Source organism: Kluyvera georgiana ATCC 51603 (assembly GCF_001654985.1).
Taxonomy (GTDB): Bacteria; Pseudomonadota; Gammaproteobacteria; order Enterobacterales; family Enterobacteriaceae; genus Kluyvera; species Kluyvera georgiana.
This window is the reverse complement of sequence record NZ_LXEU01000060.1, coordinates 1-26,188: the sequence shown is the minus strand read 5'-3', so window position 1 is coordinate 26,188 and position 26,188 is coordinate 1. Positions and strand designations below refer to the sequence as shown.

The window sequence follows — 26,188 nt, the reverse complement described above, 5'->3', positions numbered from 1 at the left end:
TACAGGAGAATCCACCATGAAACGGAACAACAATTTGGCTTTTGCACTACTGACTTTTGCGTCTTTGGCCTTCACCAGCGGCGCTGCGCTGGCTGGCCCGCATCATTGGGGGAATAACAGCGGCAACGTTGGCGGTTACAGCCAGTTGACCGATGCACAGCAGGCTACCGCACAGAAACTGCACAATGATTTCTACAACCAGACCAGCGCGCTGCGCCAGCAGATCGCCTCTAAACGCTATGAATACAATGCGCTGCTCACCGCCGATAAGCCAGACAGCGCGAAAATTGAGGGGGTCGCTCAGGAAATAGAGACGTTACAGCAGAAGCTGGATCAGCAGCGGGTGAAGTTTGATGTCGCCCTGGCACAGGCCGGCATTCCTCGCCACGGAGGTATGGGAATCGGCTGTCAGGGGGGGAACGGACACATGGGCGGCATGCACCGCTGGTAACGCTTAGAAGTTTTTTTCCGTCGGCTGCCAGGTGCAGTAGTCTTCATTCGCCACCAGCAGCAGCTGGGAGCCTTCCGGGGCTTCCAGCCAGGCAATGCTGACTTCAGCAGAAGAACGGCTCTGACGGCTGGCGATATGCCCTAACGCGCGGGCGTCGAAATCCGGTTTCACCGTTTCGCCTTCACAGGTCGTTACCGACTGGTCAGCGTGCCAGCGTCCCTGTCGCAGAACAACTTTCCCCAGGCGCAGCGCATCGCTGGTCTGACGAATCTGTTCAGCACGATAGCGATAGAGCGCGACCTGGTCGCTGGAGAGCTGCTGTTTTTGCCCATCCATCTCACGCTGCATAAAACTCAGTTCGCCGTTGCGATCGAAACGGGCGCGGATGTGTTCGGTGGGTTTGCCGTAGATATTCAGTTCGATCAGCTGCAATTGATCGTTCTGCCAGCGGTATTCGCTGGTTGAAGTGCTACCGCTATGCCACGGGCTAAAGGTGGCCAGCAGGTGTGTCTCGCCGCCGCTATCTTTACGCCAGATGCGCACCGCGCCCTGGGTGTCAGCATAGCCGCTAGCGGTAAACGGAGGCAGCGCGCTGTTATGGCTACAGGCGGTAAGCAATAAGATGCCCGCTAGCCCCGAAAAGCGACGCCAGATGAACGAAAGGGGCGAAACCGCCCCTTCTTTAAAACTGTTCACTGCCACGCAGTCTTACTTAACAGCGTCTTTCAGTGCTTTACCAGAAACGAATGCCGGCACGTTAGCTGCGGCGATTTTGATTTCTTTACCGGTCTGCGGGTTGCGGCCAGTACGCTCAGCGCGGTGGTTCACTTTGAAGGTACCGAAACCAACCAGCTGTACAGCATCGCCTTCTTTCAGAGACTCAGTAATAGCAGCCAGGGTGGATTCCAGCGCTGCTTTAGCCTGGGTTTTAGACAGTTCAGCCTTGTCCGCAATTACATCAATCAGTTGAGTCTTGTTCATAAGTTATCCTTACAATGTGTTTATCGCTTGCTAAGCATCGAGTGCGACGAAAATGCCAGAAAAGCACTCTCCTGCATACACGCACCGATAGCCACTTTTTTTCGCCCTCCAAATGTAGACCAGACGGGGGGCAGATGTGAAGCCTTCAGGCATTACAATTCAGGCGGTAAATCACGTTTTGTTGTCTCATTGCTGAAAAATTATACCAATATTGCTCTCGCCGGCCTCGCGGAGGTCTGCGCGTAGCCCTTTAATCAGTTCAATATCGCGTTCTTCACACTCGGCTAAAAGGCGGAAAATCTCCCACTGAATGTCCCATTCTTGCTCTACCGCGGGGTTCAAACGCAGCTCTTCGTCGGTCATTTCGCGACCAGCCTGGGTCATTTCTAACATCGCAACGGTGGTAATAGAACTCTTACTGACTTCAATTGCGTGCTCGAGGGTTTCGCCGCTCAAACGAGAATGTATTAATTCGCTCAATGCGACGCAGGCATCGATCGCCGGATAAACGCCATACATGTCGTAATCGTCCGCCGCCGGAATCGCCTCTTCCAGCTTTTCCAGCTGGCTGTCGAAGTTCACCTTCGCGTCTTTGACCGTCAGCGTTTCCCAGATGAGGTCGAGAATGCGTCGGTACAGCTGCGGCTCGCCAAACTCCGCCTCTTTGCAGAACATGGCGTAGTTTGGGTACATACGTTCGCACAGACAGGCCATAAACGTGACGTGCTGCCAGCTTTCCAGCTTCTCCAGACGCAGATGAATCGGGTTTTGTAACATGTTGAGTTCTCAAATACGGAAATTAGCCGCAGTTTACCTGATATAGGGCATTTTTGCTGCAAGCCGCGTAAAAGCCGGACGTTCGGATGCTACCGCATCCGCCCAGCGCGTCGGTTCCGGTAGACGGTAACCCTGGGTGCAGCGCTGTACCCAGTCCAAAGCGCTCTCCAGACTGACGCGATGGCCCGTGGAGATAAACAGCGGGTTACAGCGCGCTTTACTGCGCCAGACCCACGCCAGCTGTTCGTCTTTGTCCATCAGCGGTGCCAGCGCGCCCACCTCTGAAGAAGGCAGTTCAAACTTACCGCACAGCCGTTTTTTCGCCACGCCAATGGTCGGGACGTCCACAAGCAAACCAAAATGACTGGCGACCCCCAGACGTCGCGGGTGGGAAATACCATGGCCATCGACAAACAGCAGATCCGGCTTGTGCGAAAGCTGCTGCCAGGCAGCCATCAGCGCCGGGGTTTCACGAAAGGAGAGGAAGCCCGGGATATAGGGCATGGTGGTGGCGACCCGCGCCACCGTGTATTCAACCAGTTCCAGAGAGGGATACTTCAGCAGAACCATCGCGGCCCGCGTCACTTCGCCACCCTGCTCAAACCCGACGTCCGCTCCCCCGATCAGATCCGGCGGATCCTTGTCGAGGCGATCCTCGCGGATCGCTGAAGAGGCCAGTTCAAGCTGCTGAGCGCGTAGCGACGCGAGATCCATAATGACTCCTTAGCGGTGGTATTGTTCGGACAGGCGATGCACCGCCTCCACAAATACCCCGGCATGTTCCGGCGGCACATCCTGATGGATGCCGTGACCGAGGTTGAAGACGTGGCCTTCACCCTGGCCGAAACCTGCAAGTATAGTCGCTACCTCGTCTTCGATCCGTGCCGGCGGCGCATACAGCATGGATGGATCCATATTGCCCTGCAGCGCCACTTTATGGCCAACGCGACGACGCGCATCGGCGATATCTGTCGTCCAGTCGAGACCTAATGCATCGCAGCCGGTTTCCGCCATCGCTTCCAGCCACTGCCCGCCGCCTTTGGTAAACAAAGTCACCGGTACGCGGCGGCCATCGTTTTCACGCAGCAGGCCATCGACGATTTTATGCATGTAGTACAGGGAGAACTGCTGATAATCACGGCCAGTGAGCACGCCGCCCCAGGTGTCGAAAATCATCACCGACTGCGCGCCCGCTTTAATCTGCGCGTTCAGGTACAGCGTGACGCTCTGCGCCAGCTTGTCGAGCAGCAGATGCAGCGCTTTAGGGTCGGCATACATCATCTTTTTAATCACGGTGAAGGCTTTGCTGCTGCCCCCTTCGACCATGTAGGTTGCCAGCGTCCACGGGCTGCCGGAGAAACCGATCAGCGGCACTTCTCCCTTCAGCTCACGGCGGATGGTGCGCACCGCGTTCATCACGTAGCCCAGTTCACCTTCCGGATCCGGAATCGGCAGTTTTTCAACGTCGGCTTTGGTCTTAATTGGCGAGGTAAAACGCGGGCCTTCCCCGGCTTCGAAGTACAGCCCCAGGCCCATCGCATCGGGAATAGTCAGGATATCCGAGAACAAGATCGCCGCATCGAGCGGATAGCGGCGCAGCGGCTGCAGCGTCACCTCACAGGCCAGCTCGGCGTTTTTGCACAGCGACATAAAATCGCCCGCCTGGGCGCGGGTCGCTTTGTACTCCGGTAAATAACGGCCCGCCTGGCGCATCATCCATACCGGGGTAACGTCTACGGGCTGGCGCAGCAGCGCACGCAGGTAACGATCGTTCTTCAGTTCGCTCATGTTTACATTCCTTTAGCGTTGATGCGCCTATTGTAACATGTCAGTCGTAATCAGCCCGACACATTGCCACAGTATCTTCGATCAGGCGACGGGCGACGGTGCCCGGCGGTGGCAGAAGCGGCAGATCGTCATAGCGATACCAGTTAGCGTTAAGCAGCTCTTTCGGATCGATAACGATGTCGCCGCTATCGTACTCCGCCATAAACGCTGTCATCAGCGACTGTGGGAACGGCCACGGCTGCGAGGTAATGTAGCGCAGGTTCTTCACCTTAATGCCGCTCTCTTCCATCACTTCACGCGCCACCGCCTGCTCTAAGGTTTCGCCCACCTCGACAAAACCGGCCAACACGGTATGCACGCCGTTGCGATGGCGAACGTGTTGGGCAAGAAGAATGGAGTCGTCGCGGCGAATGGCCACGATAATGCACGGTGCAATCTGCGGGTAGTAGCGTTCACGGCAATGGCTACACAGCATCGCCCATTCGGTTTTGCTCGGGTGCATGGTGTGCCCGCAGTAGCCGCAGAACTTATGCGAGCGATAAAACTCGGCCAGCTGCACGCCTCGCCCCGCCAGTTGGAACAACCCCACATCCTGGTCGATAACCTGCCGCACTGAGCCCATGTCATGACGGCGCTGCTGCTGAACCAGCCACACCGGAGAGCCTTCCCACTCGCCTATCTGGAGTGCGCGCTGCCCCACAAGATCGAAATTTAGCGCTTCGCCATATGGTAATTCGCCAGCAGGCAACCATAATTTTTGTTCGTGGCTGACGATCCACCAGCCGCGATCCGATTTTTCAATAATACGATCCATATCTCTTGCGCTACCTTTGCTTCACAGGCATGTTGTTAACATTATTATTACATAATGACGTGAGCAGATTTTAATCTTATCGATGCGGGGTCAACCTATGTTAAACCAGTTAGAAAGTCTAAAAGAGCGAATTCATGGACACCACAGACTGGTCGACCGTTGGCTGAATATTCGTAAGCACCTGCTCGTGGCTTACTACAATCTGGTTGGCCTTAAGCCTGGCAAAGAATCGTTTATGCGTCTCAACGAGAAGGCGCTTGATGACTTTTGTCAGCGGCTGGTCGACTACCTTTCTGCCGGTCATTTCAGTATTTATGAACGTATTATCCATAAAATGGAAGGCAACAGCCCGCTTTTAAACGCCAGCAAAATCTGGCCGCTGCTGGACGCCAATACCCAACAAATTATGGACTACTACGACTCTGCGCTAGAGAACGCTATCGACCAGGATAACGTGTATGCGTTTCAGCAGGCGCTGTCCGATATCGGTGAAGCGCTGGAAGCCCGTTTTCTATTAGAGGATCAGCTCATCATGCTGACCTTCGAGGCCCTCGGCCAGGATGAAATAAAACGTCCGGCTTGAGATTTGCCGCATTAACGCGTAGTTTACATTCATTACCTCTAAGATAGAGGTTACTTCTTGTCGGAGTGCCTGGTGCGCAAGCACGGGCTGAGACCGTTAATTCGGGATCCGCGGAACCTGATCAGGTTAAGACCTGCGAAGGGAACAAGAGTAATTCAGCTTTATGCTGCTGCCTTTACGGGCGGCGCACATCCATTACTCCATCCGTCGTCTGACAAGCCACGTCCTTACTTTTTTGGAATGAGCTATGTCTGCCACTACTAAACCATCACGCCGCGAACAGCGCGCCCAGGCGCAACACTTTATCGATACTCTGGAAGGGACCGCCTTTCCTGAGTCCAGACGCATCTATATCACCGGTTCGCAGCCGGATATCCGCATCCCGATGCGCGAAATTCAGCTCAGCCCAACGCTGATTGGCGGCAGTAAAGATAACCCGCAGTTTGAAGCGAACGAAGCCGTACCGGTGTACGACACCTCCGGCCCGTATGGCGATCCTGAGGTGGCGATTAACGTCCAGCAGGGTCTGGCGAAACTGCGCCAGCCGTGGATTGACGCACGCAACGATAGCGAAGAATTAGACGACCGTAGCTCGGCTTACACCAAAGAACGTCTGGCCGACGATGGTCTGGACGATCTGCGTTTTACCGGCCTGCTGACGCCGAAACGCGCCAAAGCAGGCAAGCGCGTCACCCAGTTGCATTACGCCCGCCAGGGGATCGTCACTCCCGAAATGGAGTTTATCGCCATCCGTGAAAATATGGGCCGCGAGCGCATTCGCAGTGAAGTGCTGCGCCACCAGCATCCGGGGATGAGCTTCGGCGCACGCCTGCCGGAAAACATCACCCCGGAATTCGTGCGTGATGAAGTGGCTGCCGGCCGTGCGATTATCCCCGCCAACATCAACCACCCGGAATCGGAGCCGATGATCATCGGGCGTAACTTCCTGGTCAAAGTGAATGCCAACATTGGTAACTCGGCGGTCACCTCCTCCATCGAGGAAGAGGTGGAAAAACTGGTCTGGTCGACCCGCTGGGGCGCGGACACGGTGATGGACCTCTCCACCGGCCGCTATATTCATGAAACCCGCGAGTGGATCCTGCGTAACAGCCCGGTACCGATCGGCACCGTACCGATCTACCAGGCGCTGGAGAAGGTCAACGGGATCGCCGAAGATCTGACCTGGGAAGCGTTCCGCGACACGCTGCTGGAGCAGGCCGAACAGGGCGTCGACTACTTCACCATTCACGCGGGCGTACTGCTGCGCTACGTGCCGATGACCGCCAAACGCCTGACCGGCATTGTCTCACGCGGCGGTTCGATCATGGCGAAATGGTGTCTCTCCCATCACAAAGAGAACTTCCTGTTCGAACATTTCCGCGAGATTTGCGAAATCTGCGCCGCCTACGACGTTTCCCTGTCGCTGGGCGACGGCCTGCGTCCCGGCTCCATCCAGGACGCCAACGACGAAGCGCAGTTCTCCGAGCTGCATACGCTGGGTGAGCTGACCAAAATCGCCTGGGAATACGATGTGCAGGTGATGATTGAAGGCCCGGGCCACGTGCCGATGCATATGATTCAGCGCAACATGACCGAAGAGCTGGAGCGCTGCCACGAAGCGCCGTTCTACACCTTAGGGCCGTTGACGACCGATATCGCGCCGGGCTATGACCACTTCACCTCCGGCATAGGCGCCGCAATGATCGGCTGGTTCGGCTGTGCGATGCTGTGTTACGTGACGCCGAAAGAGCACCTCGGCCTGCCGAACAAAGAAGATGTGAAGCAGGGGCTGATCACCTACAAAATCGCCGCCCACGCCGCGGATTTAGCCAAAGGACATCCGGGCGCGCAGATCCGCGATAACGCCATGTCGAAAGCGCGCTTTGAATTCCGCTGGGAAGATCAGTTTAACCTCGCGCTCGACCCGTTCACCGCCCGCGCTTATCACGATGAAACCCTGCCACAAGAATCCGGCAAGGTCGCCCACTTCTGTTCCATGTGCGGGCCGAAATTCTGCTCGATGAAAATCAGCCAGGAAGTGCGTGATTACGCCGCCGCGCAAACCATTGAAGTGGGGATGGCGGATATGTCGGAAAACTTCCGCGCCAAAGGCGGCGAAATTTATCTCAAACGGGAGGAAGCCTGATGTATCAGCCTGATTTCCCAACCGTACCGTTCCGCCTCGGGCTTTACCCGGTGGTAGACAGCGTTGCATGGATTGAACGCCTGCTGGAGGCGGGCGTACGCACGATCCAGTTGCGTATCAAAGATAAGCGCGATGAAGAGGTGGAAGCCGACGTTATCGCCGCCATTGCACTGGGGCGTCGTTATAACGCCCGTCTGTTTATCAACGATTACTGGCGTCTGGCAATTAAGCACCGCGCCTACGGCGTGCATCTGGGCCAGGAAGACCTTGAAACCGCCGACCTGAAGGCCATTCAGGCGGCGGGCTTACGTCTGGGGGTTTCCACTCACGATGATATGGAGATTGATGTCGCGCTCGCTGCTAAGCCTTCTTATATCGCGCTCGGCCACGTTTTCCCGACGCAAACCAAGCTGATGCCTTCCGCCCCGCAGGGGCTGGCGCAGCTGGCAAACCACATTGCGCGGCTGGCGGATTATCCCACCGTGGCGATCGGTGGCATCAACCTTGAACGCGCCGCGTCAGTACTGGCGACCGGCGTCGGTAGCATTGCCGTGGTCAGCGCCATTACTCAGGCCGCCGACTGGCGCGCCGCTACCGCGCAGTTACTGGATATTGCGGGAATTGGCGATGAATGACCGCGATTTTATGCGCTACAGCCGGCAAATCCTGCTCGGCGATATCGCCATTGAAGGCCAGCAAAAGCTGCTCGCGAGTCATGTGCTGATCGTGGGTTTAGGCGGGTTAGGTTCACCTGCCGCGCTGTATCTGGCGGGAGCAGGCATCGGCAAACTGACGCTGGTAGACGACGACGACATTCATCTGAGCAATTTGCAGCGCCAGATTCTATTTACCACTGATGATATCGCACGTTCAAAATCTCAGGTTGCCCGGCAGCGCCTGACACGGCTCAACCCGGATATCGAACTGGTATCACTCCAGCAGCGACTTAAAGGCGATGCGCTCCGGCATACGGTCGCGCGGGCCGATGTAGTGCTCGACTGTACCGATAACATGGCCACGCGCCAGGAAATCAACGCCGCCTGCGTAGCGCTCAATATCCCCCTCATCACCGCCAGCGCTGTCGGCTTTGGCGGTCAGTTGATGGTGCTCACGCCGCCGTGGGAACAAGGGTGTTACCGCTGCCTGTGGCCGGATGATGTAGAGCCGGAACGCAACTGCCGCACCGCTGGCGTGCTCGGCCCGGTGGTTGGCGTGATGGGTACCTTGCAGGCGCTGGAGGCGATTAAATTACTTAGCGGTATTGAGACGCCGGGCGGGGAGCTACGTCTGTTTGACGGCAAAACCAGCCAGTGGCGCAGCCTCGCGCTGCGTCGCGCCAGCGGCTGTCCGGTATGCGGAGGGCAGCATGCAAATTCAATTCAATGATGAGCCGATGCAGTGCGCCGCAGGGCAAACCGTCAGCGAGCTGCTTATCCAGCTCAACCAGCTCAAACCGGGCGCAGCGTTGGCGCTCAATCAGCAGATCCTGCCGCGCGAGCAGTGGGAACAGCAAATCGTGCAGGAAGGCGACCAGATCCTGCTTTTTCAGGTTATTGCAGGGGGTTGAGATGTTACGTATTGCCGACAAAACGTTTGATTCACATCTGTTCACCGGTACCGGGAAGTTTGCCTCTTCGCAGCTGATGGTCGAGGCGATTCGCGCTTCCGGCAGCCAGTTGGTGACGCTGGCGATGAAGCGCGTGGACCTGCGCCAGCACAACGATGCGATTCTGGCGCCGCTAATTGAAGCGGGCGTCACGCTGCTGCCCAATACCTCTGGGGCGAAAACCGCCGAAGAGGCGATCTTCGCCGCCCAACTGGCGCGTGAAGCGCTGGGCACCCACTGGCTGAAATTAGAAATCCACCCGGACGCCCGTTGGCTGCTGCCGGATCCAATCGAAACGCTAAAAGCCGCCGAGGTGCTGGTGAAGCAGGGTTTTGTCGTGCTGCCCTACTGCGGCGCGGATCCGGTTTTGTGCAAGCGGCTGGAAGAGGTCGGCTGCGCGGCGGTGATGCCGCTCGGCGCGCCTATCGGCTCTAACCAGGGGCTGGAAACCAAAGCCATGCTGGAGATCATTATCCAGCAGGCCACCGTGCCGGTGGTGGTCGACGCCGGGATCGGCGTGCCCAGCCACGCGGCGCAGGCGCTGGAAATGGGCGCTGATGCGGTGCTGGTCAACACGGCGATTGCCGTGGCGGACGATCCGGTGATGATGGCAACCGCCTTTCGTCTGGCGGTGGAAGCCGGATTACTGGCGCGGCAGGCTGTGCCAGGAAGCAAAAGTTCGCAGGCCAGCGCCACCAGCCCGCTCACCGGCTTTCTGGAGGCGTTAGCATGAAAACCTTCACCGACCGCTGGCGGCAACTGGAGTGGGACGACATTCGCCTGCGCATCAACGGTAAAACCGCCGCTGACGTGGAACGCGCGCTTAACGCTCCACAGCTAAGTCGTGACGACCTGATGGCACTGCTCTCCCCCGCCGCCGCCGATTACCTTGAACCGCTGGCGCAGCGAGCACAGAAGCTGACTCGCCAGCGCTTCGGCAACACCGTCAGTTTTTACGTGCCGCTTTATCTCTCAAACCTCTGCGCCAATGACTGCACCTACTGCGGTTTTTCTATGAGCAACCGCATCAAACGTAAGACGCTGGACGAGGCAGAAATCGCCCGCGAGTGCGCCGCCATCCGCGAGTTGGGTTTTGAACACCTGCTGCTGGTTACCGGCGAACATCAGAGCAAAGTGGGCATGGACTACTTTCGCCGCCATCTCCCGGCCATTCGCCGTCAGTTCGCCTCGTTACAGATGGAAGTGCAGCCGCTGGCGACCGGGGAGTATGCCGAACTGAAAACGCTGGGGCTGGATGGCGTAATGGTTTATCAGGAGACCTATCACGAAGGGATGTATGCCCAGCATCATCTGAAGGGGAAAAAGCAGGACTTCTTCTGGCGCCTTGACACCCCGGATAGGCTCGGCCAGGCCGGAATTGATAAAATCGGTCTCGGCGCGCTGATTGGCTTATCCGATAGCTGGCGGGTTGACTGTTTTATGGTCGCTGAGCATCTGCTGTGGCTCCAGCAGCGTTACTGGAAAAGCCGCTACGCCATCTCCTTCCCTCGCCTGCGGCCCTGTGCAGGCGGCATTGAACCGGCATCGTTGATGGATGAACGTCAGTTGGTGCAGACCATCTGTGCTTTCCGCCTGTTCTCGCCGGATACCGAGCTGTCGCTGTCGACGCGTGAGTCGCCGTGGTTCCGCGACTGCGTGGTTCCGCTGGCGATCAATAACGTCAGCGCCTTCTCCAAAACGCAGCCCGGCGGCTACGCCGATAATCACCCTGAGCTTGAGCAGTTTTCGCCGCACGATGGCAGGACGCCTGAGGAAGTGGCCAGCGCGCTCGCCGCTCGCGGGCTTCAGCCGGTATGGAAAGATTGGGATAGCTGGTTGGGGCGTGGCGCCCAGCGCTAAAAATCGTCTACACTTATTCACGGCGGCGCAAATTGACGTCGCCCTGCTCTTAATTTTGACGAAAGAATATTTCATAAAAACCGGCTGGTACTAGCAATTTAATCTATAGATGTAGATTAAATACTCATATTTAATTCAATACCGTATAATTATTAAGTCATAAATATGTGTGTGATATTGCCGTACCAGTCTTCGCTGGTTTTCTGCAATTTTCCCCAGGAATGGAAACCATGATGAGTTCTCACAGCAGAAGGCTGTCATTTACCACACCAATCTTTATTAGCTTTGCCGGCATTATTCTGTGCTTTGTCATCATTGCCACACTGGTTACGATTATTCAACGTAACGATATCATTCGTGATTATCATAGTATTAACCGCAATTTCACCCATAACCTCGCGGTCAATTACACCGAATCTATCCTGCACGAAAATGATTATATTCTGGGACGTGCTGCAACCTATTTGGCTCGCAACGATGAGCTAAACAGAATTGTGAATATTGACCCGGAACAGGGGCTGCAATCCATGATGCAGCTGCTGTCGATGATGCCGACAGTCTCGTCGCTGTCCGTCGCCGATGCCGAGGGCCACTATCTGCGAGCGCCGCAGGCGGTCGCGCGCCAGGACTCCCCCACGTTCAATGCTACCTCCCGCCCCTGGTTTGTGCACCAGGGGGATGCGGGTGTCTTTAGTCGCTACACTCAGCCCTATGTCGATTTCTTTACCCAACAGCAGACCGTGACGCTGGCAAAACCGGTTATCTCTACCGACGGAAAATTGAAGGGCACGCTGGCGTTCCACTTTGATTTAGCCGCCATGAGCCATACCCTGCGCCAGATGAGGCCGCCGGTACAGGGCGAATTCTTCGTGGTCAACCGCCAGGGCCAGGCGCTGCTGCATCCGGACAGCGGCAAGCTCTTCCAGGCGGTCGTTTCTGAGCAACTGCTTAGCGCTATGACGGCCGGTGAAGGTGAAGTGTTCGATAAGGCTCACCGGACCTGGTATTACTACTATTCGTTCACCAACCCCGACTGGTTCGTGATTTATAAGGTTTCAGGCCATACGCTCAGCCTACTTGCCCAGCATGAGAGTATCATCATTATGTGGGGCTTCGCGCTGGCAGGCCTGATTATCATCACCTTCGGCCTGTATTTACGTCACGCTTCCCGCGGCATTCTGATGAATATCATCAACGCGATTAAGACGGGCGATACCAACCGCGCCCCGGGTCTTGAAGTGATGCTACATAAAGCCATTGAAACCAACAAAGAACGCGAGCAGGCCTACGTTCGCCAGGCGACCGTCGATTCACTCACCGGCTGTAAGAACCGTTGGGCTTTTGATACCGACATCGCTGCGTTGATGAATGAACGTCAGTCATTTTCGCTGGCGCTGGTTGATATCGATAACTTTAAATCGATCAACGATACCTGGGGCCACCTCAGCGGTGATATCGTGCTGCGCAGCGTGGCTCGTCAAGGGATTGCCATTTTACAGGCACATGGTCTGTCGCTTTACCGCTACGGCGGCGAGGAGTTCGCGGTGATTTTCACTGCCGAGCATATCGCCGAGTCTGCCGCATTACTCGAATTGTGGCGGATAAACGTCGCCAACCGTACGTGGCGTGAAGAAGGCCTGCATGTCACCTTCAGCGCCGGGCTTGGCGAATGGCATATGGAAACGCTGGATCATCTGGTCTCCAGCGTCGATGAAGCACTCTATCGTGCCAAACGGCAGGGCAAAAACCGTATCGAGCGCACCTCAGAAGCCTGACGCTTTCCTCCTGTTATAGAAAACCCGCTTTGCGGGTTTTTTTATACCGTCATCGCATGAAAATGTAACCGGTTTCAGTTTTTTGAGACGATCTTTGTGATGGCTTACACACAATCGTCGCAAACCGGTTGTTGATCGTTTCAGCTCGCGATAAACATGAGTCATCACGGGTCATGAGGGAGCATTATGAAGAATATCGTTTTATGCTGCGCTGCAGGTATGTCCACCAGCATGCTGGTTCAACGTATGAAGGATGCAGCTCAGAAGAAAGGGGTTGAAGTCTCAATCAAAGCCGTACCAGTGGCCGAATTCAAAGCGAACATCAACGAAGCAGATATCGTTCTGCTCGGTCCGCAGGTGAAGTACGAGCAGGCTAAGCTACAGGCTCTGGCGGACCCTCTGGGCAAGAAAGTCGCGGTCATCGACATGATGGACTACGGCATGATGAAAGGCGACGTAGTGCTTGAGAAAGCCCTTAAGTTAATGGAGTGAGAAAGACGTGGAAGATTTAGAATCAATCATCATGGAACTGCTGGTCAACGCCGGTGCCGCACGTAGTTCTGCCTTAACCGCATTACAGCTGGCACGCAAAAGCGACTTCGAAGGCGCAGAAAAAGCGATGGAAGAATCCCGCGAGTTTGTCAAACTGGCTCACGGTATCCAGACTCAGCTGATCGGCATCGACGAAGGCACGGGCAAACTGCCGGTTAACCTGATTACCGTTCACTCTCAGGACCACCTGATGAACGCGATGGTTATCCAGGACCTGGCAACCGACATGATTGAGCTGTATCGCCGTATTCCACTGGTTAGCTAAGCGCACAACAACGGAATAGAAAAGGCACCCTATGGGGTGCCTTTTGCTTTTGTAGGCCGGATAAGGCGTTTACGCCGCCATCCGGCAATGTGTACTCCATGGATTGCCTGATGGCACTACGCTAATCAGGCCTACCGGAACCATAAAAAAGGCCAGTCCGAAGACTGGCCTTTTCAACTTATCGCACTAGCGTGAACGATCAGTCGTTATCAGAACCACCCAGACCTGCGTTCAGCAGTTCTGCCAGGCTCGCGGTCGCTTCTTCTGCGCTAACCTGCGGCGCAACGGAAACTTCACCCGCCGCACGGCGACGGATGCGATCCTGGTGGTACGCATAACCGGTACCGGCCGGGATCAGACGACCCACGATAACGTTCTCTTTCAGGCCGCGCAGTTCGTCGCGTTTGCCCGCAACGGCTGCTTCGGTCAGGACACGCGTGGTCTCCTGGAACGATGCTGCAGAGATGAACGACTCGGTTGCCAGAGACGCTTTGGTGATACCCAGCAGATCGCGGGAGAAGGTTGCGCCCACTTTGCCGTTCGCTTCCAGCTCGCGGTTAGCGATCTTGACGCGGGAGTATTCAACCTGCTCGCCTTCCAGGAAGTCGGAGCTACCCGCGCTTTCGATGGTGGCTTTACGCAGCATCTGACGAACGATAACTTCGATGTGTTTATCGTTAATCTTAACGCCCTGCAGACGGTATACGTCCTGAACTTCGTTAACGATATAACGAGTTACAGCATGTACGCCACGCAGACGCAGGATGTCGTGCGGCGCTTCCGGACCGTCGGAAACCACGTCACCACGTTCTACACGTTCACCTTCGAACACGTTGAGCTGACGCCATTTCGGAATCATCTCTTCGTAAGGTTCGCTACCGTCTACCGGAGTGATAACCAGGCGACGTTTCCCTTTGGTTTCTTTACCGAAGGAAATGATGCCGCTGATTTCAGCCAGGATTGCCGGCTCTTTCGGACGACGTGCTTCGAACAGGTCCGCAACGCGCGGCAGACCACCGGTGATGTCCTTGGTACCGCCGGATTCCTGCGGAACACGGGCCAGGGTGTCACCAGAACTGATCTGAACGCCATCATCCAGCTGAACAATCGCTTTACCCGGCAGGAAGTACTGAGCAGGCATATCGGTGCCTGGGATCAGAACGTCGTTGCCCTGAGCGTCAACAATTTTCAGTGCCGGACGCAGGTCTTTACCACCCGCAGTACGCTCTGCAGAATCCAGAACCACCAGAGAAGACAGACCGGTCAGCTCGTCGGTCTGACGAGTAATGGTCTGGCCGTCGATCATGTCAGTGAAGCGAACAAAACCGCTTACTTCGGTGATAACCGGCATGGTGTGCGGATCCCAGTTTGCAACGGTTTCACCGCCGGCAACCTGTTCGCCATCACCTTTCGCCATAACGGAGCCGTAAGGCACTTTATAGCTTTCTTTGGTACGACCGAATTCGTCGATCAGCTTCAGCTCGGTGTTACGGGAAGTGATAACCAGTTTACCGCTGGAGTTCACAACCGACTTCGCGTTGCTGAGCTTGATGCTACCTTTGTTCTTAACCTGGATGCTGGATTCAGCAGCCGCACGAGATGCCGCACCACCGATGTGGAACGTACGCATCGTCAGCTGTGTACCCGGCTCACCGATGGACTGTGCAGCGATAACGCCGATAGCCTCACCTTTGTTGATGATGTGGCCACGCGCCAGGTCACGACCGTAGCAGTGCGCACAGACACCAAAGTCGGTGTCACAGGATACAACGGAGCGAACCTTGACGGAGTCAACGGAGTTAACTTCCAGCAGGTCACACCACTGTTCGTTCAGCAGCGTGTTACGCGGAACCAGAATGTCTGCGGTACCCGGCTTCAGAACGTCTTCAGCAGTCACACGACCCAGTACGCGATCGCGCAGCGGCTCTTTAACATCACCACCCTCGATAACCGGGGTCATGGTGATGCCTTCCAGGGTGCCACAGTCGTCTTCAGTAACAACCAGATCCTGTGCAACGTCAACCAGACGACGCGTCAGATAACCGGAGTTCGCTGTTTTCAGTGCGGTATCCGCCAGACCTTTACGCGCACCGTGAGTAGAGATGAAGTACTGGAGTACGTTCAGACCTTCACGGAAGTTCGCGGTGATTGGCGTTTCGATGATGGAGCCATCTGGCTTCGCCATCAGACCACGCATACCTGCCAGCTGACGAATCTGTGCCGCAGAACCACGCGCACCGGAGTCGGCCATCATGTAGATGCTGTTGAAGGAAACCTGCTGCTCTTCTTCGCCGTTACGGTTAATAACGGTTTCAGTTTGCAGGTTGTCCATCATCGCTTTGGATACACGATCGTTCGCCGCAGCCCAGATATCGATAACTTTGTTATAGCGTTCGCCGGCGGTTACCAGACCAGACTGGAACTGTTCCTGAATCTCAGCAACTTCTGCTTCCGCTTCGCTGATGATTTCGTATTTCTTCTCCGGAATCACCATGTCGTCGATACCAACAGACGCACCTGAACGGGCTGCGTATGCAAAGCCGGTGTACATGGTCTGGTCAGCAAAGATAACGGTCGGTTTCAGGCCCAGAATGCGGTAACAGGTGTTCAGCATTTTGGAGATCGCTTTTTTACCCAGCGGCTGGTTCACGATAGTGAACGGCAGACCTTTAGGAACGATCATCCACAGAATGGCACGACCAACGGTAGTGTCTTTCAGTGAAGTTTTTGCTACGAACTCGCCGTTCTCGTCTTTTTCGTATTCAGTGATACGAACTTTAACGCGAGCGTGCAGTTCAGCCTGGCCAGAGCGGTACAGACGTTCCGCTTCTTTCGGGCCAGTCAGCACCATGCCTTCGCCTTTGGCGTTGATTTTGTCACGGGTCATGTAGTACAGACCCAATACCACGTCCTGAGACGGAACGATGATAGGCTCGCCGTTCGCCGGTGACAGGATGTTGTTGGTAGACATCATCAGCGCACGCGCTTCCAGCTGGGCTTCCAGCGTCAGCGGTACGTGAACAGCCATCTGGTCACCATCGAAGTCGGCGTTGTACGCCGCACAAACCAGCGGGTGCAGCTGGATAGCTTTACCTTCGATCAGTACCGGCTCAAATGCCTGGATACCCAGACGGTGCAGTGTTGGTGCACGGTTCAGCATTACCGGGTGTTCGCGGATCACTTCGTCCAGGATATCCCAAACGACAGCTTCTTCGCGCTCAACCATTTTCTTCGCGGCTTTGATGGTGGTGGCGAGGCCACGCAGTTCCAGCTTGCCGTAGATGAACGGTTTGAACAGCTCCAGCGCCATTTTCTTCGGCAGACCGCACTGATGCAGACGCAGGTATGGACCTACGGTGATTACAGAACGACCGGAGTAGTCAACACGCTTACCGAGCAGGTTCTGACGGAAACGACCCTGTTTACCTTTGATCATGTCGGCCAAAGATTTCAGAGGACGCTTGTTAGAACCGGTGATCGCACGACCGCGACGACCGTTATCCAGCAGGGCGTCGACCGCTTCCTGCAGCATACGTTTTTCGTTGCGTACGATGATGTCCGGCGCAGCCAGATCCAGCAGACGTTTCAGACGGTTGTTACGGTTAATGACGCGACGATACAGATCGTTCAGGTCAGAAGTCGCGAAACGACCACCATCCAGCGGAACCAGCGGACGCAGATCTGGCGGCAGAACCGGCAGAACGGTCAGGATCATCCACTCTGGCTTGTTGCCAGACTGTACGAACGCTTCCAGCAGTTTGATACGCTTGGTCAGCTTCTTACGCTTGGTTTCGGAGTTGGTTTCGTTCAGCTCTTCGCGCAGAGTTTCACACTCTTGCTCCAGATCCATGCTCTTCAGCAGGGCCTGGATAGCTTCCGCACCCATCTTCGCGTCGAATTCGTCACCGAACTCTTCCAGCGCGTCCAGATACTGCTCTTCAGTCAGGATCTGTTGACGTTCCAGGTTGGTCATACCGCCTTCGATAACCACATAAGATTCGAAGTACAGTACGCGTTCGATATCGCGCAGCGGCATATCGAGCAGCAGACCGATACGGGACGGCAGCGATTTCAGGAACCAGATGTGCGCAGTTGGACATGCCAGCTCGATGTGGCCCATGCGCTCACGACGCACTTTGGTCTGGGTCACTTCAACGCCGCACTTCTCACAGATCACACCGCGGTGTTTCAGGCGCTTGTACTTACCGCACAGGCACTCGTAGTCTTTTACCGGCCCGAAGATACGGGCGCAGAAAAGGCCGTCACGCTCAGGTTTGAACGTACGGTAGTTGATGGTTTCCGGCTTTTTAACTTCACCGAAAGACCATGAACGGATCATGTCTGGCGAAGCCAGAGCAATTTTGATCGCATCAAACTCTTCGGTTTTAGTCTGCGCTTTCAGAAACTTTAATAAATCTTTCACGGATTTGCTCCCGTCGGAGTTAGCACAATCCACTGCCGGGAATGACCCCGGCAGCAGTGACCTGTTTGAGCGAGGATTACTCGTCTTCCAGTTCGATGTTGATGCCCAGCGAGCGGATTTCTTTCAACAGTACGTTGAAGGATTCCGGCATGCCCGGTTCCATCTGATGGTTGCCATCTACGATGTTCTTATACATCTTAGTACGGCCGTTCACGTCATCAGACTTAACGGTGAGCATTTCTTGCAGGGTGTAGGCGGCGCCGTAAGCTTCCAGCGCCCACACTTCCATCTCCCCGAAGCGCTGACCACCGAACTGCGCCTTACCACCCAGCGGCTGCTGAGTAACCAGGCTGTAAGAACCGGTGGAACGCGCGTGCATCTTGTCGTCGACCAGGTGGTTCAGTTTCAGCATGTACATGTAACCTACGGTTACCGGACGCTCGAACTGTTCACCGGTACGGCCGTCGAACAGGGTGATCTGACCGGAAGTCGGCAGGTCGCCCAGCTGCAGCAGTTCTTTAATTTCCGCTTCTTTCGCACCGTCGAATACCGGCGTTGCGATCGGCATACCTTTACGCAGGTTTTCAGCCAGACGCAGAACTTCATCATCGCTGAAGGTGCTCAGGTCGACTTTCTGACGAACGTCTGCGCCCAGATCGTAAGCACGCTGGATGAACTCGCGCAGTTTGGCGACTTCCTGCTGCTGTTTCAGCATGGCGTTGATCTTATCGCCGATACCTTTCGCAGCCATACCCAGGTGGGTTTCAAGGATCTGACCGATGTTCATACGCGATGGTACGCCCAGCGGGTTCAGAACGATATCTACCGGCGTACCGTTAGCATCGTGCGGCATATCTTCGATCGGGTTGATCTTGGAGATAACACCCTTGTTACCGTGACGACCTGCCATTTTGTCACCAGGCTGGATACGGCGTTTAACGGCCAGGTATACCTTAACAATCTTCAGCACGCCCGGTGCCAGATCGTCGCCTTGGGTGATTTTGCGGCGTTTCGCTTCAAGTTTCTTCTCAAACTCGTGCTTCAGTTCGTCGTACTGTTCAGCCAGCTGTTCCAGCTGATTCTGTTTCTCTTCGTCGGTCAGGCCGAGTTCTAACCAGCGGTCACGCGGCAGTTTGTCGAGCTTCTCAGCTTCAACACCACCGGCAACCAGCACAGCGTAGATACGGCTGAACAGGCCAGCTTCGAGGATCTGCAGTTCTTCAGACAGGTCTTTCTTAGCCTGCTTCAGCTGCATCTCTTCAATTTCCAGCGCACGTTTGTCTTTTTCTACGCCATCGCGAGTAAAGACCTGAACATCGATAACGGTACCGGAAACGCTGTTTGGTACGCGCAGAGAAGAGTCTTTAACGTCAGACGCTTTCTCACCGAAGATCGCACGCAGCAGCTTCTCTTCTGGGGTCAGCTGGGTTTCACCTTTCGGCGTTACCTTACCAACCAGAATGTCGCCACCGGTCACTTCTGCACCAATGTAAACGATACCGGATTCATCCAGTTTGGAGAGCGCAGCTTCACCCACGTTCGGGATGTCAGCGGTGATCTCTTCCGGCCCCAGCTTGGTGTCACGGGACACACAGGCCAGTTCCTGAATGTGGATGGTGGTGAAACGGTCTTCCTGAACCACACGCTCGGATACGAGGATGGAGTCTTCGAAGTTGTAACCGTTCCATGGCATGAATGCCACGCGCATGTTCTGACCCAGCGCCAGTTCACCCAGGTCGGTGGACGGGCCATCTGCCAGCACGTCGCCGCGCTCGATTGGCTCCCCCAGAGACACGCAAGGCATCTGGTTAATACAGGTGTTCTGGTTAGAACGGGTGTATTTGGTCAGGTTGTAGATGTCGATACCCGCTTCGCCCGGATACATCTCGTCTTCGTTAACTTTGATAACGATACGGGAAGCATCGACGTACTGAACGGTACCGCCACGCTTAGCAACTGCAGTAACACCGGAGTCGACGGCTACAGCACGTTCCATACCGGTACCAACCAGCGGCTTATCAGCGCGCAGAGTCGGAACCGCCTGACGTTGCATGTTCGCACCCATCAATGCACGGTTGGCGTCATCGTGTTCCAGGAACGGGATCAGGGACGCACCGACGGATACCACCTGCTGGGTGGATACGTCCATGTAGTCAACCTGGTCGCGGCTGAACAAGCTGGATTCGCCTTTGCTACGGCAGGTAACCAGATCTTCTACAAAGTGGCCTTCGTCATCCAGGTTGGAGTTCGCCTGAGCGATAACGTAGTTGCCTTCTTCGATAGCAGACAGGTAATGAATTTCGTCGGTTACAACACCGTCGGTCACTTTACGGTACGGAGTCTCAAGGAAGCCGTATTCGTTAGTCTGTGCGTACACGGACAGGGAGTTGATCAGACCGATGTTCGGACCTTCAGGCGTTTCGATTGGACATACGCGACCGTAGTGAGTCGGGTGTACGTCTCGAACTTCGAAGCCTGCGCGTTCACGGGTCAAACCGCCTGGGCCGAGTGCGGAGATACGACGTTTGTGCGTAATCTCAGACAGCGGGTTGTTCTGGTCCATAAACTGAGACAGCTGGCTGGAACCAAAGAACTCTTTCACTGCTGCGGAAATCGGCTTGGCGTTGATCATATCCTGAGGCATCAGGGTATCCAGATCGCCCAGAGACAGACGCTCTTTCACCGCACGCTCTACACGTACCAGGCCAACGCGGAACTGGTTTTCCGCCATTTCGCCTACGGAACGGATACGACGGTTGCCGAGGTGGTCGATGTCATCGACTTCGCCTTTACCGTTACGGATATCGATGAGCTTCTTCATCACTTCAATGATGTCGTCTTTGCTCAGGATACCGGAACCTTCGATTTCGTCGCGCAGCAGAGAACGGTTGAACTTCATACGACCAACCGCAGACAGGTCATAGCGGTCTTCGGAGAAGAACAGGTTCTCGAACAGGCTTTCAGCAGCTTCACGAGTCGGCGGCTCACCAGGGCGCATCATGCGGTAGATTTCTACCAGCGCGCTCAGACGATCGTTGGTTGGGTCGACGCGTACAGTTTCAGAAATGTAGGCGCCGTGGTCCAGATCGTTAGTGAACAGCGTTTCGATACGCTTGTGGCCAGACTGGCTCAGCTTAGCCAGCAGATCCAGGCTCAGCTCCATGTTGGCCGGGCAGATCAGCTCGCCGGTAGATTCGTCAACGTAGTCTTTAGAAGCGACTTTGCCAGCGATGTACTCAACCGGAACTTCGATATGTTTGATATCGTCTTTTTCCAGCTGGCGAATGTGGCGCGCAGTAATACGGCGGCCTTTTTCAACGTACACTTTACCGTTGGCTTCAATGTCGAAGGAGGCGGTTTCGCCACGCAGACGTTCTGGAATCAGCTCCATCTGCAGCTTGTTGTCGCGAATTTCGAAGACAACTTTTTCAAAGAACAGGTCAAGGATCTGCTCAGTGGTGTAGTTCAGTGCACGCAGAATGATGGTCGCAGGCAGTTTACGGCGACGGTCGATACGTACGAACAGGTTGTCCTTCGGATCGAATTCGAAGTCCAGCCAGGAACCACGGTAAGGAATGATGCGCGCGTTATACAGCACTTTACCCGAAGAGTGGGTTTTGCCTTTGTCGGAGTCAAAGAAGACGCCTGGGCTACGATGCAGCTGAGAAACGATAACACGCTCAGTACCGTTGATAACAAAGGTACCGTTGTCGGTCATGAGCGGAATTTCGCCCATGTAGACTTCTTGTTCTTTAATGTCTTTTACGGTGCCTTCCGGCGCTTCGCGCTCGTAGATCACCAGACGCAGTTTTACGCGCAGCGGTGCGGAATAGGTCACGCCACGGATCTGACATTCCTGAACGTCAAAGACAGGTTCGCCAAGACGGTAGCTGACGTATTGCAGCTCGGAGTTACCGCTGTAGCTTTTAATCGGGAATACGGAACGGAAAGCCGCTTCCAGACCATACTGACCTTCAGGATCTTGCTCGATAAACTTCTGGAACGAGTCAAGCTGGATAGAAAGGAGATATGGGACATCCAGTACTTGTGGACGTTTACCAAAATCCTTACGAATACGTTTTTTCTCGGTATAGGAGTAAACCATAGGGTTCCTCAGCTCGCTGACAAGTCGACGCATCTGTCCATGGGCAGACAGTTTGTGCAACACTATTTTGTTGACCGGAAAATGGAACACTTTCCGCAATACCTGTTGCTATCACGCTTAAACCATTTCATTGCGATTTACACAGAGCGAGCACCCTGTCGCAATATATTAAGTCGTCGATAGAAACATGCATTGTCAGGACAACCAGTAGTCAAACAGTGTGAAATGCTACTGGCGCCATACAGCGCAAAATGGCTGGTGACTAAAAAGTCACCAGCCATCGGCCTGATTACTCAGGCTTCAACCAGAAAAGTTGGCTTATTTAACTTCAACTTCAGCGCCAGCTTCTTCCAGAGATTTTTTCAGTGCTTCAGCGTCATCTTTGCTCACGCCTTCTTTCAGAGCGGCCGGAGCAGATTCTACCAGGTCTTTAGCTTCTTTCAGACCCAGGCCAGTTGCGCCACGTACTGCTTTGATTACAGCAACTTTGTTAGCGCCAGCAGCTTTCAGAATTACGTCGAATTCAGTTTTTTCTTCAGCAGCTTCAGCCGGGCCAGCAGCTACAGCTACAGCAGCAGCAGCGGAAACACCGAATTTTTCTTCCATTGCAGAGATCAGCTCAACAACGTCCATTACGGACATAGCGGATACTGCTTCAATGATTTGATCTTTAGTGATAGACATTTAAATTGTTCCTGAATATCAGAATAAGTTTATACGTAAGCAGATGCTTTACAAAGATAACTGCGATTAAGCAGCTTCTTTCGCATCGCGTACAGCAGCCAGAGTGCGAACCAGTTTGCCAGCCGAAGCTTCTTTCATGGTTGCCATCAGGCGTGCAATTGCTTCTTCGTAGGTCGGCAGAGTTGCCAGGCGGTCGATCTGAGACGCCGGGATCAGCTCACCTTCAAAGGCTGCAGCTTTGACCTCAAATTTTGCATTCGCTTTCGCGAACTCTTTGAACAGACGAGCAGCAGCGCCCGGGTGTTCCATAGAGTATGCAATCAGGGTCGGACCAACAAACGTGTCTTTCAGGCACTCGAACTGAGTACCTTCAACGACGCGACGCAGCAGGGTGTTACGAACAACACGCATGTATACGCCAGCTTCACGACCTGCTTTACGCAGTTCAGTCATTTTATCTACAGTTACGCCACGGGAATCCGCAACTACTGCAGACAGCGCGCCTTTGGCTACTTCGCTGACTTCAGCAACAATCGCTTGTTTGTCTTGAAGATTTAAAGCCATTAGCTTTGCTCCTGGATGTTTGCCAGAGCTTATGCTCTGGAACTCACTTCACTCATCTCAACGAGAAGAGCGTCTTAATACGGTGAGCAGAAACAAGCCAAAGAGTACTTTAAAAAATAATCTTAGCGTTCTGTCACCGTCTACGCAGGGGATTAAGTTTCTTGCGAAACACCTGCGGTCTTCGACGGAGGCCTGGATAGGCCAGGCTCCAACGAACAAATCTTTTTAGCCGCTAACTTTTGTTAGCAAACGTGGGGGTAAGATTGTAGACAAAATCACCGCCCACGTAAAGGCATTAGTTTGCAGCAGCGCTCAGGCCAGCCTGGTCAACTGCAACACCCGCACCCATGGTGGTGGAGATGCTAACTTTCTTGATGTACACGCCTTTCGCCTGAGTTGGTTTTGCTTTTTTCAGCGCAACCAGCAGAGCTTCCAGGTTTTCTTTCAGTTTGTCAGCGTCAAAGTCCACTTTACCGATGGTGGTGTGGATGATGCCGTTTTTGTCGTTACGGTAACGAACCTGACCCGCTTTAGCGTTCTTAACCGCTTCAGCAACGTTCGGAGTTACGGTACCAACTTTCGGGTTTGGCATCAGGCCGCGCGGGCCCAGAACCTGACCCAGTTGGCCAACAACGCGCATTGCATCCGGGGAAGCAATAACAACGTCGAAGTTCATTTCGCCTTTCTTGATCTGTTCAGCCAGATCTTCCATACCTACCAGCTCAGCGCCAGCAGCTTTAGCTGCTTCAGCGTTCGGGCCCTGGGTAAATACGGCAACGCGAACAGAACGGCCAGTACCGTGCGGCAGTACAGTTGCACCACGTACGTTCTGGTCAGATTTACGAGCGTCGATGCCGAGGTTAACGGCAACGTCAACGCTTTCGTTGAATTTAGCAGTGGCCAGCTCTTTCAGCAGAGAGATAGCTTCGTTGATGTCGTACTGTTTAGTTGCATCAACTTTTTCACGGATCACGCGCATACGCTTGGTCAGTTTAGCCATTTCTTAGTCCTCCACTACCAGGCCCATGGAACGTGCAGTACCTTCGATGGAGCGAGTCATCGCTTCAATGTCGGCACCGGTCATGTCGGCAGCTTTGGTCTGCGCGATTTCCTGCAGCTGAGCGCGGGAAATTTTACCTACTTTGTCTTTGTTCGGCTTACCGGAACCAGACTTAATACCAGCCGCTTTCTTCAGCAAAACTGCTGCCGGAGGCGTTTTGGTAATGAAGGTGAAAGAACGGTCAGCGTAAACTGTGATAACAACCGGAATCGGCAGACCTTTTTCGATGGAATCAGTCTTCGCGTTGAACGCTTTGCAGAATTCCATGATGTTAACACCCTGTTGACCCAGAGCAGGACCAACCGGCGGACTCGGGTTTGCCATACCAGCTGCAACCTGCAGCTTAACGTAGGCTTGGACTTTCTTAGCCATTCTAAAATCCTCTAATTGGGTAATAGCGCCTCAAGGAGGCTCCCCGTGAATAAAAATCGTTTTACAGGCCGTGGCCCATAAAAACAAAAGGCGCGAAATTGTATGTCAATTTCGCGCCCTATGCAACGATTAGATCGATGCTTTTTTGATCGCAGCCTTACGCTTTCTCAACCTGGGCGAAGTCAAGCTCTACCGGGGTCGCACGACCGAAGATAGATACAGATACTTTCAGGCGAGACTTCTCGTAATCCACTTCTTCAACCACGCCGTTGAAGTCAGCGAACGGACCGTCACTAACGCGAACCATTTCACCCGGTTCAAACAGCGTTTTCGGACGCGGCTTATCACCAACCTGCTGCAGGCGGTTCATAATCGCATCAACTTCTTTGTCGCTGATTGGCGCCGGACGGTCAGAGGTACCGCCGATAAAGCCCATTACGCGCGGAACGCTGCGCACCAGGTGCCAGCTCGCGTCGTTCATCACCATCTGAACTAATACGTAGCCAGGGAAGAATTTGCGCTCGCTCTTACGACGCTGGCCGCCACGGATTTCAACCACTTCTTCGGTCGGAACCATGACTTCGCCAAACAGCTCTTCCATGTTGTGTAATTTGATATGCTCGCGCAGCGAAGTCGCTACACGGCCTTCAAAACCGGAAAACGCCTGAACGACGTACCAACGCTTTTTAGGTGCTTCAGACATCTTAGAACCTCAGGCCAGTGATAAAGGATACCAGGCGAACCAGAATACCATCCAGTCCCCACAGGATCAGTGACATTACCGCAGTGACCGCAGCAACGATCAGCGTAGTGTGCAGCGTTTCCTGGCGAGTCGGCCAAATCACCTTACGAACTTCCGTTCTCGCTTCACGAGCAAACGCAACGGTCGCTTTGCCTTTCGTCGTCAACAGCGCGACACCACCCGCTGCAGCAATAATAATTACTACGGCCAGCGCACGCAGCGGCAGCATCATGTCGCGATAAAGGTAGTTACCCACAATTGCGACAATCAGCAATACGGCAACAACGACCCACTTCATCGCTTCCAGGCCGCGCCCGCTCCCTTGAGCTTCGGTATTCGCACTCATAAACCAACCTGTCAGAAGTATTCTACAAACATTTCCACCCCGCGATTGCGAGGCGATCCAAACCGAAATAAGTTTCGGACTAAACGCCCTCTACAGAGCCTGTCTCAGCAATGATTATGGCAAAAATAATCACTGATGAGCCAGGTTCTGGTTCGACAGCGTACAAAAAGGGCATCAAATGATGCCCTTTTATTGCGCATTGCGTCAAATGTTATCAGCAATTAGCTCATTACTTTGGCAACAACGCCCGCGCCAACGGTACGGCCGCCTTCACGGATTGCGAAACGCAGACCA

26 protein-coding genes and 1 riboswitch are annotated in these 26,188 nt (G+C 54.5%); of the genes, 11 read left to right on the top strand and 15 right to left on the bottom strand.

The genetic code is table 11. The features are described 5' to 3' along the window. The first annotated feature begins 16 nt into the window (after nucleotides 1–16). Entirely contained in the window at nucleotides 17–451 is a 435-nt protein-coding gene (gene zraP, locus M989_RS14775) for a zinc resistance sensor/chaperone ZraP (protein ID WP_064546570.1), read from the top strand. Nucleotides 452–454: 3 nt separating this feature from the next. Here zraP and M989_RS14770 read toward each other — a convergent pair whose 3' ends face one another. The 6 genes from M989_RS14770 to nudC all read right to left on the bottom strand — a co-directional run bounded on the left by M989_RS14770 (nucleotide 455) and on the right by nudC (nucleotide 4,811). Further along, nucleotides 455–1,147 carry a DUF1481 domain-containing protein gene (locus M989_RS14770; RefSeq protein ID WP_064546568.1) on the bottom strand — a complete coding sequence of 231 codons (693 nt, stop codon included), beginning with the start codon at nucleotides 1,145–1,147 and terminating at the stop codon, nucleotides 455–457. Between the two features lie 12 nt (nucleotides 1,148–1,159). After that, nucleotides 1,160–1,432: a nucleoid-associated protein HU-alpha gene (gene hupA, locus M989_RS14765; RefSeq protein WP_001044509.1), complete on the bottom strand. Its 273-nt coding sequence runs from the start codon at nucleotides 1,430–1,432 to the stop codon at nucleotides 1,160–1,162. Between the two features lie 186 nt (nucleotides 1,433–1,618). After that, nucleotides 1,619–2,209 (bottom strand): YjaG family protein, encoded by a 591-nt coding sequence (locus tag M989_RS14760; protein WP_064546566.1) that lies wholly within the window; start codon nucleotides 2,207–2,209, stop codon nucleotides 1,619–1,621. Nucleotides 2,210–2,242: 33 nt separating this feature from the next. Continuing rightward, nucleotides 2,243–2,923, bottom strand: a complete 681-nt coding sequence (gene nfi / locus M989_RS14755; protein WP_064546564.1) for a deoxyribonuclease V — start codon at nucleotides 2,921–2,923, stop codon at nucleotides 2,243–2,245. A gap of 9 nt (nucleotides 2,924–2,932) precedes the next feature. Next, complete coding sequence (hemE, locus tag M989_RS14750; RefSeq protein ID WP_064546562.1) at nucleotides 2,933–3,997, bottom strand: uroporphyrinogen decarboxylase; 1,065 nt, start codon at nucleotides 3,995–3,997, stop codon at nucleotides 2,933–2,935. A gap of 40 nt (nucleotides 3,998–4,037) precedes the next feature. Further along, nucleotides 4,038–4,811: an NAD(+) diphosphatase gene (gene nudC / locus M989_RS14745; RefSeq protein ID WP_064546560.1), complete on the bottom strand. Its 774-nt coding sequence runs from the start codon at nucleotides 4,809–4,811 to the stop codon at nucleotides 4,038–4,040. Nucleotides 4,812–4,908: 97 nt separating this feature from the next. On the opposite strand from nudC, the gene M989_RS14740 reads away from it, so the two are divergent. From M989_RS14740 to M989_RS14695, 10 genes are all read left to right on the top strand, one after another. Next, nucleotides 4,909–5,394 carry an Rsd/AlgQ family anti-sigma factor gene (locus M989_RS14740; protein ID WP_064546558.1) on the top strand — a complete coding sequence of 162 codons (486 nt, stop codon included), beginning with the start codon at nucleotides 4,909–4,911 and terminating at the stop codon, nucleotides 5,392–5,394. Nucleotides 5,395–5,445: 51 nt separating this feature from the next. Beyond that, nucleotides 5,446–5,555, top strand: a riboswitch (TPP riboswitch). A gap of 86 nt (nucleotides 5,556–5,641) precedes the next feature. Then, nucleotides 5,642–7,540 carry a phosphomethylpyrimidine synthase ThiC gene (gene thiC, locus M989_RS14735; RefSeq protein ID WP_064546556.1) on the top strand — a complete coding sequence of 633 codons (1,899 nt, stop codon included), beginning with the start codon at nucleotides 5,642–5,644 and terminating at the stop codon, nucleotides 7,538–7,540. Next, on the top strand, nucleotides 7,540–8,175 hold the full coding sequence (gene thiE, locus M989_RS14730) for a thiamine phosphate synthase (protein ID WP_064546554.1): 636 nt from the start codon (nucleotides 7,540–7,542) through the stop codon (nucleotides 8,173–8,175). Before thiC ends, thiE begins: the two co-directional genes overlap by 1 nt. Next, nucleotides 8,168–8,926, top strand: coding sequence for a HesA/MoeB/ThiF family protein (locus M989_RS14725; RefSeq protein ID WP_064546548.1), 759 nt, complete (start codon nucleotides 8,168–8,170; stop codon nucleotides 8,924–8,926). Before thiE ends, M989_RS14725 begins: the two co-directional genes overlap by 8 nt. After that, a complete protein-coding gene (gene thiS, locus M989_RS14720; RefSeq protein ID WP_064546547.1) occupies nucleotides 8,907–9,107 on the top strand; it encodes a sulfur carrier protein ThiS in 201 nt (66 codons plus the stop codon). Before M989_RS14725 ends, thiS begins: the two co-directional genes overlap by 20 nt. A 1-nt stretch (nucleotide 9,108) precedes the next feature. Continuing rightward, complete coding sequence (thiG, locus tag M989_RS14715) at nucleotides 9,109–9,879, top strand: thiazole synthase (RefSeq protein ID WP_064546545.1); 771 nt, start codon at nucleotides 9,109–9,111, stop codon at nucleotides 9,877–9,879. Further along, the gene (thiH, locus tag M989_RS14710) at nucleotides 9,876–11,006 is read left to right on the top strand and encodes a 2-iminoacetate synthase ThiH (protein ID WP_064546543.1); all 1,131 of its coding nucleotides are present in this window, start codon (nucleotides 9,876–9,878) and stop codon (nucleotides 11,004–11,006) included. Before thiG ends, thiH begins: the two co-directional genes overlap by 4 nt. Nucleotides 11,007–11,239: 233 nt before the next feature. Next, nucleotides 11,240–12,781 carry a sensor domain-containing diguanylate cyclase gene (locus M989_RS14705; protein ID WP_064546581.1) on the top strand — a complete coding sequence of 514 codons (1,542 nt, stop codon included), beginning with the start codon at nucleotides 11,240–11,242 and terminating at the stop codon, nucleotides 12,779–12,781. A gap of 186 nt (nucleotides 12,782–12,967) precedes the next feature. Then, entirely contained in the window at nucleotides 12,968–13,273 is a 306-nt protein-coding gene (locus M989_RS14700; RefSeq protein WP_064546542.1) for a PTS sugar transporter subunit IIB, read from the top strand. A gap of 7 nt (nucleotides 13,274–13,280) precedes the next feature. Beyond that, nucleotides 13,281–13,598: a PTS lactose/cellobiose transporter subunit IIA gene (locus tag M989_RS14695; RefSeq protein WP_064546540.1), complete on the top strand. Its 318-nt coding sequence runs from the start codon at nucleotides 13,281–13,283 to the stop codon at nucleotides 13,596–13,598. A gap of 199 nt (nucleotides 13,599–13,797) precedes the next feature. Here the strand turns inward: M989_RS14695 and rpoC are convergent, their stop codons facing one another. From rpoC to M989_RS24695, 9 genes are all read right to left on the bottom strand, one after another. Next, nucleotides 13,798–18,021: a DNA-directed RNA polymerase subunit beta' gene (gene rpoC, locus M989_RS14690; protein ID WP_064546538.1), complete on the bottom strand. Its 4,224-nt coding sequence runs from the start codon at nucleotides 18,019–18,021 to the stop codon at nucleotides 13,798–13,800. 76 nt (nucleotides 18,022–18,097) lie between these two features. After that, nucleotides 18,098–22,126, bottom strand: a complete 4,029-nt coding sequence (gene rpoB / locus M989_RS14685) for a DNA-directed RNA polymerase subunit beta (protein ID WP_064546536.1) — start codon at nucleotides 22,124–22,126, stop codon at nucleotides 18,098–18,100. 318 nt (nucleotides 22,127–22,444) lie between these two features. After that, on the bottom strand, nucleotides 22,445–22,810 hold the full coding sequence (gene rplL, locus M989_RS14680; RefSeq protein WP_000028882.1) for a 50S ribosomal protein L7/L12: 366 nt from the start codon (nucleotides 22,808–22,810) through the stop codon (nucleotides 22,445–22,447). Nucleotides 22,811–22,876: 66 nt separating this feature from the next. Then, nucleotides 22,877–23,374, bottom strand: a complete 498-nt coding sequence (gene rplJ / locus M989_RS14675; protein ID WP_001207203.1) for a 50S ribosomal protein L10 — start codon at nucleotides 23,372–23,374, stop codon at nucleotides 22,877–22,879. A gap of 295 nt (nucleotides 23,375–23,669) precedes the next feature. Then, nucleotides 23,670–24,374 (bottom strand): 50S ribosomal protein L1, encoded by a 705-nt coding sequence (gene rplA / locus M989_RS14670; protein WP_064546534.1) that lies wholly within the window; start codon nucleotides 24,372–24,374, stop codon nucleotides 23,670–23,672. Nucleotides 24,375–24,377: 3 nt separating this feature from the next. Continuing rightward, nucleotides 24,378–24,806 (bottom strand): 50S ribosomal protein L11, encoded by a 429-nt coding sequence (gene rplK / locus M989_RS14665; protein ID WP_012133815.1) that lies wholly within the window; start codon nucleotides 24,804–24,806, stop codon nucleotides 24,378–24,380. Between the two features lie 157 nt (nucleotides 24,807–24,963). Beyond that, complete coding sequence (gene nusG / locus M989_RS14660; RefSeq protein WP_002438628.1) at nucleotides 24,964–25,509, bottom strand: transcription termination/antitermination protein NusG; 546 nt, start codon at nucleotides 25,507–25,509, stop codon at nucleotides 24,964–24,966. A 1-nt stretch (nucleotide 25,510) separates the two neighbouring features. Further along, nucleotides 25,511–25,894, bottom strand: a complete 384-nt coding sequence (gene secE, locus M989_RS14655; RefSeq protein ID WP_064546531.1) for a preprotein translocase subunit SecE — start codon at nucleotides 25,892–25,894, stop codon at nucleotides 25,511–25,513. Nucleotides 25,895–26,115: 221 nt separating this feature from the next. Next, nucleotides 26,116–26,188, bottom strand: a 73-nt coding sequence (locus tag M989_RS24695) for an EF-Tu C-terminal domain-related protein (RefSeq protein ID WP_191604234.1), incomplete at its 5' end; no start/stop codon positions are given.